Raw genomic sequence first — 15,854 nt, forward strand, 5'->3', positions numbered from 1 at the left:
TCCTCAACGCATCCACAGGTCGGGATCGGGGCGGAACCGCACGACGAGCCCGGTCTCGTCCATCTCGGCTCCGGTGACGACGCAGCGGCGCAGCAGCGACGGCAGGGCGATCAGCCTGCGGCGGCCGTCCACGGTGACGGCCAGTTCGTCGCCGACCCGCGCGAGGTCCAGCTCGGTGTCGTCGGACAGCGGCAGCGCGACCCGCAGCGCGTACTCCGCGTCGTGCCCGCGACCCCCGCCGGTGACCCGCAGCAGCGGAGCGGACGGCTCGGTCGCGGTGGCCAGGGGGTCGTCGTCGCCGTAGAGCTGCTCGGCGACGTCGAGCAGCGCGGACACGCCGACGGGTTCGGCGGCCCGGTGGTCCACCGTGCGCACGGCGAGGTCGCCGGTCAGCTCGGCGAGGACGGCGTCCTGCTCGGCGCGGCGGGTGCGCAGCCAGGAGGCGGCGGCGCCGCGCTCCGGGCCGGGGTCCGGCACGAGGCGGTTGACGATCACGCCGTCCACCCGCACGCCCTGCAGCGCGAGCGCGGTGAGCGTCCGCCGGGTCTCCGCGGCCACCACGCGCTCCGGGGTGCAGACGAGCCGCACGCTCGTGGCGCCCTGGTCCACGAGCATCGCCCGCAGCACGCCGAGGTGGTCGGCGAGCCTGCCGAGGGCGTCGGCGGTGGCGTCCCAGGTCTCCGCGGTGCCGTTCCCGGCGACCCCGGCGAGCAGTCCGCGCACGACGCGGCGGTGCGTCGGGAACAGCCTCTCGACGTACCCGGCGAACGCGTCGGGCAGGGCGAGCAGCCGCAGCGTCTCCGCGGTGGGGCCGCAGTCGACGACGACCGCCTCCCACGGGCCGGACGCGGCGAGCCGGTGCACCTCGGTGAGGCAGAGGAGCTCCTCCACACCGGGCAGCACGGTCAGCTCCTCGGCGTCCAGCTCGTCCACACCGGCGCCGGCGAGCAGCGTGCGGAGATGGTGGCGCAGCTCGTGCCACGTGTCGTCGACGAGGCCGCGCGGATCGATCTGGGCGGCGAACAGCCCGCCCTCGACCTCGGTGGGCGACGCGTCGAGCGGCGTGTCGAGCGCGTCGCCGAGCGAGTGCGCCGGGTCGGTGGACACCACGAGCACCTTGCGGCCGGTGGAGGCGAGCAGGCCGGCGGTGGCCGCGGCGAGGGTCGTCTTGCCGACCCCGCCCTTGCCCGTGAAGAGGAGCACCCGCACGTGGACTGCCTCAGCCCGCGTTCTCGACGCGACGCTTCAGCTCCTTGAGCGCGGTGTCCATGATCATCTTTTCGGCCTTGCGGCGGAACAGGCCGATCATCGGCACGACGAGCTGCACGGACAGCGTGTAGGTCACCTCGGTGCCGCTGCCGCCGGGCACGAGCCGGTAGCTGCCGTGCTGGGACTTCTGCATGTTGCCCTTGACGAGGCTCCAGCGGACGCCGTCGGGAACCCACTCGTAGGCCAGCACGTACTCGTCCTTGATCGGCCCCTGGTCGATGTTGAACCGCACCTGCGCGGCCCGGCCGTCCTCGCCGGTCTCCAGCACCTCGGTGCGCTTCACCCCGTTCGCCCACTCCGGGTACGCGTCGAAGTCGGCGATCACGGCCAGGATCCGCTCCGGCGCGGCGTCGATCGTGATGGACTGGGTGGACTCGTCGGCCATGCCGGGCAGGTTACCCGGTGCGAGCGTTCACCAACGCAGCACGTGAGGTGTGCCCCGGCGTTGGAAGTGACCGACGTTGACGCACTCGGTCCAGCCCACCCTGACCCGCTGCGCCATGGGCTGGTGCACGTGCCCGAAGAACGACCACCGGGGCCGCTCGCGGGCGATGAGGTCGAGCAGCGCGCGCGACCCCAGCTCGGGTCGGCGGGCCACCACGTCGTAGGTCAGCTCCGGAACCGCCGGCGGCACGTGGGTGCACAGCACGTCGACGTCGGTCAGTGCGGTGAGCGCCGTCGCGAACTCGGCGTCCGTGCGCAGGTAGGGGTGCCACGGACCGCCCCGGCGGCGCACCGCGCCCGGCGGGATCACCGCGCCCCCGGCGAACCCGAAGCGCAGGCCGCCGATCTCGGTCACCTCGCCGTCGAGCAGGTGCAGGCCCTCGCGCGCGAAGCGCGGCCACAGGTGCGGCTCGTCCACGTTGCCCGGCGTGGCGTAGGTGGGAGCGGGCATGACGGCGAACAGCTCGGCGTACTGCTCCAGCACCGCCTCGCGCACGACGCTCGCCGCGTCGGGGAGGCTCTCCCACAGCGACCTCACGTAGACGGCGGTCTCGGGGCCCATCCGCTCGCGCCGCAGCCGCGCGAACACCGCGACCTTCTCCGGCCCGAACACCCGGCCGAGGATGCCGCGCTCGTGGTGGTGGTAGTCGACGAAGTCGATGAGGTCGCCCAGCACCACCAGCGCGTCGGCACCGTCACCGGCCCGCGCGAGGGCCTCGGCGTTGCCGTGGACGTCGGACACAACGTGAACACGCACGACGCAAACCTACGTCAGGGACCGCACGTGATCACCCGACCGGCGGGTGACCCGGCGGACGGCCGTCCTCCAGCACGAGCTTCAGGCCCAGCGCCACCTCCTTGGCCGCGAGCTGACGGCGGCGGACCTCCTTGAGCGCCCTCGGCAGCGGAGCCGGGCCGCCGGGCGGGTCGGCGCGCAGGAAGTAGTGCAGCAGGGTGCCGTCGAGCACGGGCTCCAGCCAGACCTCCATCGTGCCGACGAGCGCGCCGCCGACCGTCCAGCGCAGACCCTCGTCCCCCCGGTCGAGGTAGACGTCGAGCTGGAGGTCGGGCCAGTGCTCGTCCCACGCGGCGGGGTCGGCGAAGGCCGCGCGCACGACGTTCGGCGGTACCGCTAAGAACGTCTCGTCCACCACGTCCACGCTGGGCATGGTGGGGAGCGTGCCACGAGAAGGTCACACCACGGGTGTCCGCCCTGGTGTATCGCCCGAATCACAGGTTAGGTTTCCCCACCGGTAACAAACGAACCGACCGGAGGTCGACGTGCGCGAGTTCAGCGTTCCCGCCACAGCCGCGGTGGCTCCCGAGGAGAACCTCACCGACATGGTGTGGGCGAACGCGGAGCGCTTCGGCAACGCCGTCAGCTTCCGCCGCCGCGTCGACGGCACGTGGGTCGACGTCACCGCTCGCGACTTCGCCGCGCAGGTGCTGGCCGTGGCCAAGGGGCTGATCGCGGCCGGCCTGGAGCGGGGCGACCGCATCGCGCTGGTGTCGAAGTCCCGCTACGAGTGGTCGCTGATCGACTTCGCGATCTGGAGCGCGGGCGGCGTGACCGTGCCCGTCTACGAGACGTCCTCGACCGAGCAGGTGAACTGGATCCTGTCCGACTCGGGCGCGAAGGCCGTGTTCGTGGAGACGGCGGAGCACCGCGAGACGGTTGACTCGGTCGTGGACCGGCTGCCCGAGCTGCGTCACGTCTGGCAGATCGACGGCCCAGGCGACCACGGCGCGGCCGGTGCGATCGACGAGCTGACCGCGCTCGGCGCGCAGGTGTCCGACGAGGACGCGCACACGCGCCGCAGGGACGTGACCGCCGACGAGGACGCGACGCTCGTCTACACCTCCGGCACGACGGGCCGCCCCAAGGGCTGTCAGCTCACCCACCGCAACCTGCTGAACGAGGTGCGCGGCGACTTCGCGGCGTTCCCGCAGCTGATGATGGCGGGAAACTCGCTGCTGTGCTTCCTGCCGCTGGCGCACATCCTCATGCGGGCGATCACCCTGTGCTGCGTCTACACCAGGGTGACGCTGGGGCACACGGCGGACGTGCGCAACCTCGTCGAGGACCTCGGGTCGTTCCGGCCCACGTTCGTGGTCGCCGTGCCGCGCGTGTTCGAGAAGGTCTACAACGGCGCGAAGCAGAAGGCGCACGCCGAGGGCAAGGGCAAGATCTTCGACGCGGCCGAGGCGACCGCGGTGGCCCACAGCCGGGCGAGGGACGAGGCCGGGGGCGCCGGCCTGGGCCTGAAGATCAAGCACGCGGTGTTCGACCGGCTCGTCTACACGAAGCTGCGGGCCGCGCTCGGCGGACGCTGCATCGCGGCGGTCTCCGGCGGCGCCCCGCTGGGCGAGCGGCTGGCGCACTTCTTCCGCGGCGTGGGCGTGCCGGTGTTCGAGGGCTACGGCCTGACCGAGACCAGCGCCGCGGCGTGCGTGAACACCGAGAACGCGTTCCGCGTCGGCACGGTGGGCCGCCCGGTGGCCGGTCAGTCGATCCGCATCTCGGAGGACGGCGAGATCCTGATCAAGGGCGGCGTGGTGTTCCAGAGCTACTGGAACAACGAGGCCGCGACCAGGGAGGCCCTGGAGGACGGCTGGTTCCGCACCGGTGACATCGGCCAGCTCGACGAGGACGGCTTCCTGAGCATCACCGGCCGGAAGAAGGAGATCATCGTCACCGCCGGTGGCAAGAACGTCTCCCCCGCCGTCCTGGAGGACCGCATCCGGGCGCACCCCCTGATCAGCCAGTGCATGGTCGTGGGCGACGCGCAGCCGTTCATCGGCGCGCTGATCACGATCGACCCGGAGTTCTTCCCGGCGTGGAAGGAGCAGAACGGCAAGCCGGCCGACGCCGAGGTGGCCGACCTGCTGGACGACGCGGACCTCCAGAGGGCGATCCAGGACGCCGTGGACGACGCGAACCTGGCGGTGTCCAAGGCCGAGTCGATCAAGAAGTTCCGCATCCTGCCCGTGGACTTCTCCGAGGCCGGCGGTGAGATGACTCCGAGCCTGAAGCTGCGCAGGAGCGTGGTGGCCCAGACCTACTCCGGCGACATCAGGGCGATCTACGCGAAGTAGGAGCGGAAGCGGAGGACCGCGGAGGGCCGTCCCCCGGGGCGGCCTTCTGCTCGGGTGCACCCCACCACTGAACAGGCCCGGCCTGAACGCCCGTCCCACGACACCCCAACACTCGGCGCAAAGGACCTGAACACTCGACTCGGGCGGCCCGAACGCTCAACTCGCGGTGCCTGAACGCTCCACTCGCGGTACGCCCGGACCGGCACAGACGGATGGCCCGCACCCGGCTCAGCCGGGTGCGGGCCATCCGACCCCCAGTGCTCGTCAAGCTGAGTTCCGGTCCCCCCGGGCCGGAACACGACAAGCGTGTCAAACGCCGCTGTCGTTTCACTGACGCCGTGATGACACCGGTCCGGGTGACGCCAATAGGCTGGGTGGGACAGATCGGACCTGGGGACACGTCGAGGGGACTGCGATGGGGTCGCGACCGGTGTTCCGGTTGCTGGGACCGCTGGAGGTCCGGGTCTCCGACCACGTCGTGCCGGTGCGCGCGGGTCGGCACCGCGCGCTGCTGACCTCGCTCGCGCTGCGGCCGGGCGAGGTGGTCCCGGTCGAGGAGCTGGTGGAGCGCGTGTGGGGCGAGTCCCCGCCGGAGCGCACCAGGGGCTCGGTGCAGACCTACGTCATGCGGTTGCGGCAGCTCCTGGGCGACGCGTCGCTGATCCGGACGGCACCGCACGGGTACGTGCTGGACGTGGACCCGCACGCGGTCGACGTGAGCCTGTTCCTGGAGCACGCGCGGCGGGGGGACGAGCTGGTCGCCGCCGGTGAGGCGGTGGCCGCGCGCGGGGAGTTCGCAGCCGCCGTCGCGCTGTGGCGGGGCCCGGCGCTGTCGGACGTGCCGTCGGAGGTGCTGCACCGGGACGTGGTGCCGGGACTGGTGGAGCGGCTGCTGCGGGTGCACGAGGAGCGGCTGGACGTGGAGCTGGCCCTGGGCGGGCACGCCGAACAGGTGCCGGCACTGCTGGGGCTGACGAGGGACCACCCGCTGCGGGAGCGGTTCTGGGCCCAGCTGATGACGGCGCTGTACCGGTCCAGCAGGCAGGGCGAGGCGCTGGAGGTGTTCCGGCGCGCGACGCGGGTGCTGCGGGAGCAGCTGGGCGTGGAGCCGGGCGAGCCGCTGCGGCGGTTGCACCGGGCGATCCTGGTGGGGGCGCCGGAGCTGGCCGCGCCGGAACCGGCGCGCGCGGTCCCGGCGCGCGAGGAGGCGCCGGGCGGTGTGCTGCGGCTGCCGGCCGACGTGCCGCACTTCGTGGGCCGCGAGCGGGCGGTGGCGCGGGTGGTGGAGCTGATCGCGCCGCGCGAGACGGGCACGGCGGTGCCGGTGGTGACGCTGTCGGGTCCGCCGGGCATCGGGAAGACGGCCCTGGCGGTGCGGGTGGCGCACCTGCTGGCGTCGCGGTTCCCGGACGGGCAGCTGTACGTGGACCTGCGGGGCGACGCGCTGGGACCTCCGCTGGCGCCGGTGGACGTGCTGTCGCGGTTCCTGCGGGCGCTGGGCGTTCCCGCCGAGCGGATTCCGCTGGAGCAGGACGAGATGGAGTCGGTGCTGCGGTCGCTGCTGTCCGGCCGCCGGATGCTGCTGGTGCTGGACAACGCGGTGGCTCCGGACCAGGTGCGCCCGCTGCTGCCGGGTGATCCGGGCTGCCCGGTGATCGTGACGAGCCGCGAGGACCTGCGCGGGCTGATCGCGACGAACGGCGCGCGCCCGGTGCCGCTGAGCGCGCTGGACCCGCGGGAGGCGCTGGAACTGCTGACGGCGCTGCTCGGGGAGGCGGCGGTGCGCGCCGAGCCGGTGGCGACGGCGGAGCTGGCGGTGCGCTGCGGTCACCGCCCGCTGGAGCTGAGCGTGGCGGCCGCGACGGTGCTCCGGCGCGGGGTGCCGATCGCGCGGCACGTGGCCGACCTGCGCGGCACGGACCCGCTGGTGCTCGCGCACGCCGCGCTGGGCCCGGCGGAGCAGCGGCTGCTGCGGCTGCTGTCGGTGGTGCCCGGCCCCGAGTTCACGGCGCACGCGGCGGCGAACGTGGCGGACGTCGACGTGGACGAGGCGGCGAAGCTGCTGGACGAGCTGGCGCGGGCGTGCCTGCTGCTGGAGTCCTCGCCGGGGCGCTACCGCTTCCACGACCGGCTGGCGGTGTTCGCGGCGCGGGAGTGCGCCGACCGCGAGACCCCGGCGGAGCGCGCGGAGGCGCGCTCGCGGCTGCTGGACTTCTCGGTGCGGGCGGTGGACCGGTGCGCGACCGTGCTGTACCCGGACCTGCCCCGGTTGCCCGTGACGGGCGAGAGCCGGGCGCGGTTGCCCGTGATCGACGGCCCGGCGGAGGCGATGCGCTGGCTGGACGCGGAGCTGGTGAACCTGACGGCGGCGATCCGGCACGCGGCGGAGCGCGGTCCGGCGGCGATGTCGTGGCGGCTGGCCGACGCGCTGCGCGGCTACCTGTGGATCGGCAAGCACGTGACGGAGTGGCTCGCGACGGCGCACCACGGCCTGAACGCGGCCCACGAGGAGCGGCACCGCCCGGCCGAGGCGGCGATGCACCAGAACCTGGGCGCGCTGCACTGGCGGGTGGGCGACTTCCCCGCCGCCGTCGAGCACTACGACACGTCGGTGCGGATGCTGCGCGCGCTGGGCGACGCGAAGGCCGAGGCCGCGGCCCTGAACAGCCTGGGCCTGGTGAGCCTGGAGGCCGGTGACCTGCGGTCGGCGCGGGAGCACCTGCGCGCGAGCCTGGGCATCGCGCGGCGCAGCGGCGTGCTCGCGAACCTGGGGCTGCTCGCGGTGGAGTCGGGCGACCTGGCGGGGGCGGTGGAGCACCTGTCGGAGGCGCTGCGCCGCAGCGCGGCGGACGGCCCGCCCGCCGCGGAGACGGTCTGCCGGACGTTCCTGGCGGTGGCCCTGATGCTGCGGGGCGAGCCGGACGAGGCGTGGGCGCACCTGGAGCGGGCGCTGGCGATCGGCGGCGACCGGGGGCAGCGCGCGCGGGTGCTGGTGAGCATGGCGGCGGTGCGGCTGTCGACGGGGATGCCGGCGGCGGCGCTGGAACTGGCGCACCGGGCGCTGGGACGGGGGCGGGACGACGCCGAGCCCCAGATCGCGACGCGGGTGCTGATGACGCTCGCGGAGGCCAACCGCGGTCTGGGTGAGCTGGTGATGGCGGAGGAGCAGTGCCGACAGGCGCTGGACACGGCCCGCCAGCTCGGTTACCTGGGCGCGGAGGTGCGGGCGACGGTGGAGCTGGCGGCGATCCGCAGGCTGCGCGGCTGTCCCGCCGAGGCGCTGTCCCTGTGCGACCAGGCGCTGGAGCCCGCGCTGCGGGTGGGGCTGCGCGTGGTGGAGGGCGTGGCCCGTTCAGAACGGGCGGCGGCGCTGCTGGCGCTGGGAGACCGGCCCGCCGCGACGGCGGAGGCCGAGCGGGCCCTGGCCGTGCAGCGGAGCACCGGCCACCGCCCCGGCGAGGAGAAGACCCGTCACCTGCTGGCCCAGCTGGCACACGACCGCGAGTCTCCCGTTCGAGCGCCGCGAGTCGACCGCTCGGGCACCGCGAGTTGACCGCTCGGGCACCGCGGGCCGAGCGCTCACCCCGCCGGTCGCGAGCCGTCGATCAGGGTGGCCAGGCGGGTGGCCAGGTCCTCCCAGCGCCAGTGCTCGGAGACCCACTCCCGGCCGGCGCGGCCCATCTTCGCCGCCGTCTCCGGGTCGGCCAGCAGGCCGCCGACCGCTTCGGCGACCTCGGCCGCTGACTCGCCGTCGACCACGGTGCCCGTCACGCCGTCGCGCACCGTCTCCGGCGCTCCGCCGGAGCGCCCGGCCACGACGGGCAGGCCGGTGGCCGACGCCTCCAGGTACACGATGCCCAGGCCCTCGACGTCGAGGCCGCGTCCCCTGGTGCGGCAGGGCATGGCGAACACGTCACCGGCGCTGTGGTGCGCGGGCAGCTCGGACCACGGCACCGAGCCGGTGAACACGACGTGCTCCGCGACGTCCGCCTGCCGCGCGAGCGACTCCAGCGTGGCGCGGTGGGGCCCGCCGCCGACGACGAGCAGGGCCGCGCCCGGCACCCGGCGGCGGATCTCGGGCAGCGCGCGCACCAGCACGTCCTGTCCCTTGCGCGGCACCAGTCGCGACACGCACACCACCACCGGACGGTCGCCGAGACCGTGGCGGCGGCGGATCTCCGCGCGACCGGCCGGGTCGGGGGCGAACACGTCGGTGTCCACACCGGACGGCAGGTGCTCCAGCGCCGCCGCCGGGCCGAACGCGGCGGCGAAGCGGGAGCGGGTGTAGCGGCTGACGAACGTGACGGCGTCGGTCGTGGAACCGATGCGGCGCAACGCCTGCCGCGCGCCGGGCAGCATGGACCAGCCGACCTCGTGGCCGTGCGTGCTGGCGACGGCGCGCTCGATCCCGGCCCGGCGCAGCGCCGGGGTGAGCAGCGCGAGCGGCGCGGCGGCGCCGAACCACACGGCCTCGCACCCCTCGGCGCGGGCGATGTCGGTGGCGCGGCGCAGCACGTCGGGCACGGGCAGCATCAGCGTGCCGGGGTGGCGCACGACGGGGAACGGCTGCGCGGCGTCGAACTCCGGGTGCGACCCCGAGGACGCGGTCCACGACGGCGCGTACACGACGAGGTCGTCGGCGGGCAGCCGGGTGGCCAGGGCGTGCAGGTAGGACTGGATGCCGCCGGGGCGAGGGGGGAAGTCGTTGGTCAGCAGCAGGGTCCGGCGCACGGGGCAACGTTAGCCGAGCCGGGCGGTCACGAACTCCCGCCACCCCGCGGTGAGCGCGGCCAGGTCGAGGCCGGTCTCCTCGCGCAGCACGGTCTCCACGGCGCTCGCGCTGGACTCCGGGACCACGGCCAGCCGCCGGTACAGGGCGACCAGGCCGGGCTCGCCGAGCCGTTCGGCGAGGTGGTCGCACAGCGTCCACGCCTCCTGGTAGGCGAGGTCCATCGTCCGGGCGGAGCGGAAGTCGGCGCGCTCGGGGATCGTGAGGACACCGCCGGAGCGGACCAGTTCCGCCAGGTCGGGCGCGGCGTGCGCGAGCGGCACGTCGCCGCCGCGGTAGCCGACGTGGTCGGCGAACCCCTCCAGCAGCCACAGGGGCGCGCCGTCGGTCGTGGCGGCGCGGGCGGCGACGTGGGTGATCTCGTGCCGCAGCACGACCCGCAGCGACTCCTGGGACAGGGACGGGGCGACCGCCGGGTTGAGCACGACCCGCTGGCCCCGCGCGGCGCCGTTGTCGACCCGGTCGGCGACCGCGACGGCCGCGGCGGAGCCGACCGCGAACCCCGGTCCGACGAGCGTCTGCATCTCGTCCACCCCGGACGGGACGACGACGGCGACCCGGCCCGCCCAGCCGGTGCCCCACACCTCGGTGACCGCGGCGACGGCCGGGCCGAGTTCGGCGAGCACGCGGGCGGCGAGCGCCTCGCCGCCGCGACGACCGAGCACGAGTCCCACCGCCGAGGACAGCGTCAGGCACGGCCCGAAGTCCCACGGCCCGCGCCACGTGCGCAGGCCCTGCCGCTCCAGCGCGGTGTCCGACGCGAGGTACCAGCGGTCGCCGTGCCGGGCGAACAGGTACGCCAGCGGACGGGAGGTCGGGGCGAGGTCGGCCCCGCGCAGCGCGTACTCCAGGGTCACCGGCGGCGCCCACAGCTCGTCGGCGGTGTGCAGCCCGGTCACGTCGGCGGATCGCGCGTCCAGCCGGTACGACCAGTGCTCCAGCGGCACCCCGGCGAGGTTGCCGAACAGGGCGCGCTGGGCGTCGCGGAACACCTCGTCGGCGGAGGGGTCGACCGTGGCGAGGAACGCGGTCTCGTCGCGGTGCAGGAGCGCTCGCGCGCGGGTGTCGAGGAGGTCGGCCACGGCGGAGCGGCGCGCGTCCAGCTCCACCGTCTGCGCCGAACCGGTCGCCGGGACGCCGGTGGAGGGCGGGAACACGGCGACCGCGAGCCCGACGAGCAGGGTCGCGGCGACGACCGCGGCCAGCGGGGCCCGGTGCCGAGCCGCTCCGATCACACCCCCGATGCTAGGGGAGAGCGACGGGCGGACCCCGCGCAGGTGCGCGGAGCCCGCCCGTGGTGCGGAGGTCTCAGCCCGCGATGCGGCGCATCGCGTAGATCGAACCCGGGTCGTTCAGCCCGACGACCTTGACCGGAACGCCCTCCGTCGCGGCGTGCACGACCTGGGAGTTGTTCACGGCCATCCCGACGTGGTTGCCGCCGTTGTAGATGATCAGGTCACCCGCCTGGACCTCGGCGCGGGACACGGCGCGACCGGCGCCGGCCTGGGCGTTGCTGGTGCGCGGGATGCTGACACCCGCGTTGGCGTACGCCTTCATCATCAGGCCGGAGCAGTCCCAGCCGTCCGGTCCGGTGCCGCCCCACACGTAGGGCTCGCCGCGCTGGGCCAGCGCGAAGTTCAGCGCGGTACCCGCGGCGCTGGCCGGCACGGCGAAGTCCGACATGTCGCCGCTGCTGGTCACGGTCTTGCGCTCGGGCGCCGACAGGGCGTCGAGCTGAGACTTGACCTCGCGCTTCTGCTTCTCCAGCTCGTCGCGGTTCTTCCGCAGCTCGTCGGCCACCTTCGCGGCCTCGTCCGTCGCGGTCTGCGCGCGGCTCTGGGCCTCCGCGGCCTTCGAGCGCGCGTCGTCGGCCTTCGCCACGGCTCCGGAGAGCCGGTCGAGGGCCTCGTTGTTGTCGGCGGCGAGCACGCCCAGCGCCGACATGCGGTTGAGGAAGTCCTGCTGCGAGTCGCTCACGAGCAGTGCGGACAGCTGGTTGAACCGCGCACCCTCGAAGGACGCCTCGGTCAGCTGGTCGACCTGGACCCGGAACTGCTCCTCGTCGGCCTTCGCCTGGTTCTCGACCTCGGTGGCCGCGGCGACGTCGGCGTTCGCCTTCTCGAGTTCGCCCTTGCGCGCGTTGAGCGCCTCCTCCGCCTGGAGGACCTGCTCGTTGAGCGCGGTGGCCTTCTCGGAGACCTCGTTGAACTTCTTCAGCGCATCGGACGCGTTGGTCGCCGGTTGAGCACTCGCCGCCACCGGCGACATGCTGACCGCTGCTGCTGCCACCGCGGTGGCAGCGAGCGCCCCGCGCATTCCGCGCTTGAGTCGTTGCGACGCCACAGTCGCGCGTGTCTCCTTCGGTCTGGACCGCCTACCGGACGAACGGGAACGACGCACAGCCGCTCAGCGCGTTCGCACTCGATCCGAGTCGTCTCCGGTCCGGCTCCCCGACAGGCCGATTCCGGCGGTGACCCCGTGTCGTCGTCCGGGGTGAACGACTGCCCGCCACGAGTCGCGGTCACATTACGAAACGTGAGCCGGTACGTCCACCACCGAGTCGACGAAACGCACAGGAGCACCGGAACGGGCTCGTTCGGCGTAGCCGTGACCTCGTGAAGTGACCAGCGGTACTGTTAAAAAAATCTTTCGTCTTCTCGCTCACACACGTCCGAGCCGGGCGAGCAGAACCGCCGAGGGCACCGGGTGGGCGCCGCGCCGGCGCACCGAGTCGGCGACCGCGCGGTCCGAGGTGACGACCACCACCGGGCGTCCCTCCGGCTCGGCCGTGACCAGCGCGCGGATGACGTCGTCGGCGAGCACGCCGGGATCGCTGAACAGCACCCGCACCCCGCGCGGCGACGCGGCGGGCACGGCCACGACACCGGCGCCGTCGAACACCAGCGTCACCTCCGCGCGGGTCCGCGCGCTCAGCACCGCGAGCTGGTGCACGAGCCGGTCCCGCTGGTCGGACAGCGACAGCTCCGGGTAGCCGGTCTTGGTGACGTTGTAGCCGTCGACCACCAGGTGCACGGCGGGCAGGGCGAGCAACCGGTCCAGCGCGGCCGGGTCCTCGACCCGCCCCACCGCGCTCTGCGCCGCGCTGGCGCCCCGCACCAGGTCGGCGGGACGCGGTCCCGACCCGCCCCCCAGCGCGAGTTCGCGCCGCAGCCCGGTGACCGCGCCGTCGAGGGTGTCCACGAGCAGCGCCAGGCGCACCTCGTCGGCCTGCCGGGCCTCGCGGGCGGACTGCCGCGCCACCTCGGCGTCGGCCTCGGCCCTCGCCGTCCTCGCCCGCTCGAACTCCGCCCGCTCGCGCTCGCGGTCCCGCTCGCCGGTCAGCTGCTCGATCTCCCTCGACGCCTCGGCACGCACCCGGTCCACCTCCACCGAGGCCGACTGCGCGCGGTCCTTCGCCTCGCGGAGCTTCACGCCCTGCTCTCGCAGCCGCTTGCGCAGGCGTTCCAGCTCGACCTCCGCCTCCTCGCGCACCCGCTCCGCGATCCCGGTGGACGTCGCGCGGTCGGCGCGCAGCTGCGCCAGCTCGGCCTCCAGCCGCTCCGCCCTGGTGACCGCGGCGTCGCGCTCGGAGCGCAGCGCGGCGTCACCGGCACGCCGGGCCACCAGCTCGACGTGCTGCGCCGCCGCCTCGTCGCCGAGCAGGATCGCCGCCGCGGCCGCGGTCACCGGGTCCGGCGCGTCCGGCTCCAGCGCGGTGGCACGGTTCTCGCGCAGCCACTCCACGACGGCCGTGCGGAAGTTCTGCGAGTTCTTCAGACCCGCCACGAGCGCGGGCGCACCGAGCCTGGCCCGCTTCGACGGGGCGAACCGCGCCACCGGGCGCAGCTGCTGCGGCACGTCGACCTTCGCCATGCCGCCGAGCGCGTCGGCCGCCAGCTCCGCGAGCCTCGCCCGCAGCACGTCCGGCAGCGCCACCCAGTCCACAGTGGATTCACCCGGTCCGGCCGTCCCCGGCGCGGTGCCGTCCGCCGTGTCGTCCCGGTCGGACGAGACGGCGTCGGCGTCCGGGAGCTCCGGAGCGCGCGCTGGTGTCGGGTCGTGCACCGGTACAGGCTACGGCTCGGTAGGGGCGCTCACAGCGCACGGGCCTCGGAGAACTGTCGGTGGCCGCGGTTAGCGTCTCCCCCGATGGCCGCGAACCCAGCACCCGCACAGGCCCAGCTCTCCTTCGACGAGCTCGGCACGCCTCTGCGCGACACCACCTTCGTGGTCTTCGACCTGGAGACCACCGGCGGCAGCGCCGCCACCGACGCCGTCACCGAGATCGGCGCGGTGAAGGTGCGCGGCGGACGGGTGATCGGCGAGTTCGGCACCCTCGTCGACCCCGAGATCGGCATCCCGCCGCAGATCGTGGCCCTCACCGGCATCACGCAGGCGATGGTCACCGGCGCGCCCACGATGGCGACGGTGCTGCCCGCGTTCCTGGAGTTCGCCGAGGGGGCCGTGCTCGTCGCCCACAACTCCGGCTTCGACACCGGGTTCGTGAAGGCCGCGTGCGAGCGTCACGGCTACACCTGGCCGCGCCCCACCGTCGTGTGCACCGTGCGGCTCGCCCGGCGCGTCCTGAGCCGCGACGAGGCGCCGAGCTGCCGGCTGTCCGCGCTGGCCGACCTGTTCGGCGTCAGCACCAGGCCCACGCACCGCGCGCTGGACGACGCCCGCGCCACCGTGGAGGTGCTGCACGCCCTGCTGGAGCGCGTCGGCAACGTCGGCGTGCACTCGCTGGAGGAGCTGCTCTCCTACCTGCCCGAGGTCACCGCCGAGCAGCGCCGCAAGCGGGAGCTGGCCGCGCACCTGCCCCACGCCCCCGGCGTGTACCTGTTCCGCGGTCCCAGCGAGGAGGTCCTCTACGTCGGCACCGCCTCCGACCTGCGACGCCGCGTGCGGCAGTACTTCACCGCGAGCGAGACCCGGCGGCGGCTGCGGGAGATGGTGGCGCTGGCGGTGCGGGTCGACGCCGTCACCTGCGCCCACTCGCTGGAGGCGCAGGTGCGGGAGCTGCGGCTGCTGGCGGCGCACCGCCCCGCCTACAACCGGCGCTCCAAGGAGCCGGGCAACGCCTGGTGGCTCGTGCTGACCGACGAGGCGTACCCGCGGCTGTCGGCCGTGCGCCAGGCCCGCGACGGCGCGCTCGGCCCGTTCCGCACCAGACGCGCCGCGGAGGCGGCGCACGACGTGCTGCTGGAGGCGCTGCCGCTGCGCGCGTGCAAGATCCGCATTCCGGCGCGCGGGCAGAACGGCACGCCGTGCGCGCTGGCCGAGCTGGGACGCTGCGCGGCCCCGTGCGCGGGCCGGCAGACCCCGGAGGAGTACTCCCCCGCCGTGCGGGCGCTGCACGCGCTCGTGCAGGGGCGGGACACCGCTCCGCTGCACGCGCTGGCCGCCCAGCTCGACGAGCTGGCGCTCGCGGAGCGCTTCGAGGAGGCCGCGAACCGCCGCGACCGCATCGCCGCCCTCGTGCGGTCCCTGGACCGCGGGCAGCGGCTCGCCGGGCTCGCGGCCCTGCCGGAGCTCGTGGCCGCCCGTCCCGACGGCGAGGGCGGCTGGGAGTTCGCCGTCGTGCGCCACGGCCGTCTCGCGTCGGCCGGTGTCGCGCGGCGCGGCGTGCCCCCGATGCCCGTCGTGGCCGCGCTGGTCGCCTCCGCCGAGACGGTGCTGCCCGAGGAGGGCCCGCTGCGCGGCGCCCCCGCCGAGGAGACCGGGGTGGTGCTGCGCTGGCTCGACCAGCCGGGCACCCGGCTCGTGCACTGCGAGCAGCCGTGGTCCTCCCCCGCCTCGGCCGCCGGGTCGTGGCGGGCGTGGGCCGACCTGGCGGCGGCCGGTCGTGACCAGTACCGGCACGCGGACATGCCCTAGGCTCGGTCTCCTCACCGAGAACGAGGAGGGCCACTGTGGTCACCGCGATAGTGCTGATCCAGGCTTCGGCGGACAGCATTCCCGATGCGGCGCAGGCGATCGCCGACATCGACGGCGTCAACGAGGTCTACTCCTGCGCGGGAGACGTCGACCTGATCGCCGTGGTGAAGGTGTCCCAGCACGAGGACCTCGCCGCGCTGGTGCCAGCCCGGATCAGCAAGGTGCCGGGCGTGCTCAACACCGACACCCACATCGCCTTCCGCTCCTACTCCAAGCGCGACTCCGACGCGGCGTTCGCCATCGGCCTGGACGAGTAGGACGCGCTCCCGCCCGACGCGAGAGGCCCCCGTCCTGTGCAGGACGGGGGCCTCTCGCGTCG

General features: G+C 74.4%; 12 protein-coding genes. 4 read left to right on the top strand and 8 right to left on the bottom strand.

What is annotated here, in order from left to right:
• Positions 1 to 3: 3 nt before the first annotated feature.
• From IMZ35_RS23445 to IMZ35_RS23460, 4 genes are read right to left on the bottom strand one after another with little or no spacing between them, the layout of a single operon-like run.
• Positions 4 to 1,209: an ArsA family ATPase gene (locus tag IMZ35_RS23445; protein WP_199443324.1), complete on the bottom strand. Its 1,206-nt coding sequence runs from the start codon at positions 1,207 to 1,209 to the stop codon at positions 4 to 6.
• A 10-nt stretch (positions 1,210 to 1,219) separates the two neighbouring features.
• The gene (locus tag IMZ35_RS23450) at positions 1,220 to 1,654 is read right to left on the bottom strand and encodes an SRPBCC family protein (protein WP_199443325.1); all 435 of its coding nucleotides are present in this window, start codon (positions 1,652 to 1,654) and stop codon (positions 1,220 to 1,222) included.
• A 27-nt stretch (positions 1,655 to 1,681) separates the two neighbouring features.
• Entirely contained in the window at positions 1,682 to 2,470 is a 789-nt protein-coding gene (locus IMZ35_RS23455; protein ID WP_199443326.1) for a metallophosphoesterase family protein, read from the bottom strand.
• Between the two features lie 31 nt (positions 2,471 to 2,501).
• A complete protein-coding gene (locus IMZ35_RS23460; RefSeq protein ID WP_199443327.1) occupies positions 2,502 to 2,882 on the bottom strand; it encodes a polyketide cyclase / dehydrase and lipid transport in 381 nt (126 codons plus the stop codon).
• A 112-nt stretch (positions 2,883 to 2,994) separates the two neighbouring features.
• On the opposite strand from IMZ35_RS23460, the gene IMZ35_RS23465 reads away from it, so the two are divergent.
• Positions 2,995 to 4,809 (top strand): AMP-dependent synthetase/ligase, encoded by a 1,815-nt coding sequence (locus IMZ35_RS23465; protein ID WP_199443328.1) that lies wholly within the window; start codon positions 2,995 to 2,997, stop codon positions 4,807 to 4,809.
• A gap of 415 nt (positions 4,810 to 5,224) precedes the next feature.
• Complete coding sequence (locus tag IMZ35_RS23470; protein ID WP_199443329.1) at positions 5,225 to 8,362, top strand: AfsR/SARP family transcriptional regulator; 3,138 nt, start codon at positions 5,225 to 5,227, stop codon at positions 8,360 to 8,362.
• A 26-nt stretch (positions 8,363 to 8,388) separates the two neighbouring features.
• On the opposite strand, the gene IMZ35_RS23475 is transcribed toward IMZ35_RS23470, so the two are convergent.
• The 4 genes from IMZ35_RS23475 to IMZ35_RS23490 form a co-directional block, all read right to left on the bottom strand.
• Positions 8,389 to 9,540, bottom strand: coding sequence for a glycosyltransferase family 4 protein (locus IMZ35_RS23475; protein ID WP_199443330.1), 1,152 nt, complete (start codon positions 9,538 to 9,540; stop codon positions 8,389 to 8,391).
• 9 nt (positions 9,541 to 9,549) lie between these two features.
• Positions 9,550 to 10,833, bottom strand: a complete 1,284-nt coding sequence (locus tag IMZ35_RS23480) for a M48 family metalloprotease (RefSeq protein ID WP_307868671.1) — start codon at positions 10,831 to 10,833, stop codon at positions 9,550 to 9,552.
• A gap of 73 nt (positions 10,834 to 10,906) precedes the next feature.
• Positions 10,907 to 11,941, bottom strand: a complete 1,035-nt coding sequence (locus IMZ35_RS23485; RefSeq protein ID WP_199443331.1) for an NlpC/P60 family protein — start codon at positions 11,939 to 11,941, stop codon at positions 10,907 to 10,909.
• Positions 11,942 to 12,259: 318 nt separating this feature from the next.
• A complete protein-coding gene (locus tag IMZ35_RS23490) occupies positions 12,260 to 13,663 on the bottom strand; it encodes an NYN domain-containing protein (protein WP_307868672.1) in 1,404 nt (467 codons plus the stop codon).
• Between the two features lie 84 nt (positions 13,664 to 13,747).
• Here IMZ35_RS23490 and IMZ35_RS23495 point away from each other — a divergent pair, with 84 nt between their 5' ends.
• Together IMZ35_RS23495 and IMZ35_RS23500 are read left to right on the top strand one after the other, a co-directional pair.
• The gene (locus IMZ35_RS23495; protein ID WP_199443332.1) at positions 13,748 to 15,475 is read left to right on the top strand and encodes a DEDD exonuclease domain-containing protein; all 1,728 of its coding nucleotides are present in this window, start codon (positions 13,748 to 13,750) and stop codon (positions 15,473 to 15,475) included.
• 35 nt (positions 15,476 to 15,510) lie between these two features.
• Positions 15,511 to 15,792 carry an Lrp/AsnC family transcriptional regulator gene (locus IMZ35_RS23500; protein ID WP_199443333.1) on the top strand — a complete coding sequence of 94 codons (282 nt, stop codon included), beginning with the start codon at positions 15,511 to 15,513 and terminating at the stop codon, positions 15,790 to 15,792.
• Positions 15,793 to 15,854: the final 62 nt, after the last annotated feature.

It is taken from the genome of Umezawaea beigongshangensis, from assembly GCF_016464305.1.
GTDB classification, from domain to species: Bacteria; Actinomycetota; Actinomycetes; order Mycobacteriales; family Pseudonocardiaceae; genus Umezawaea_A; species Umezawaea_A beigongshangensis.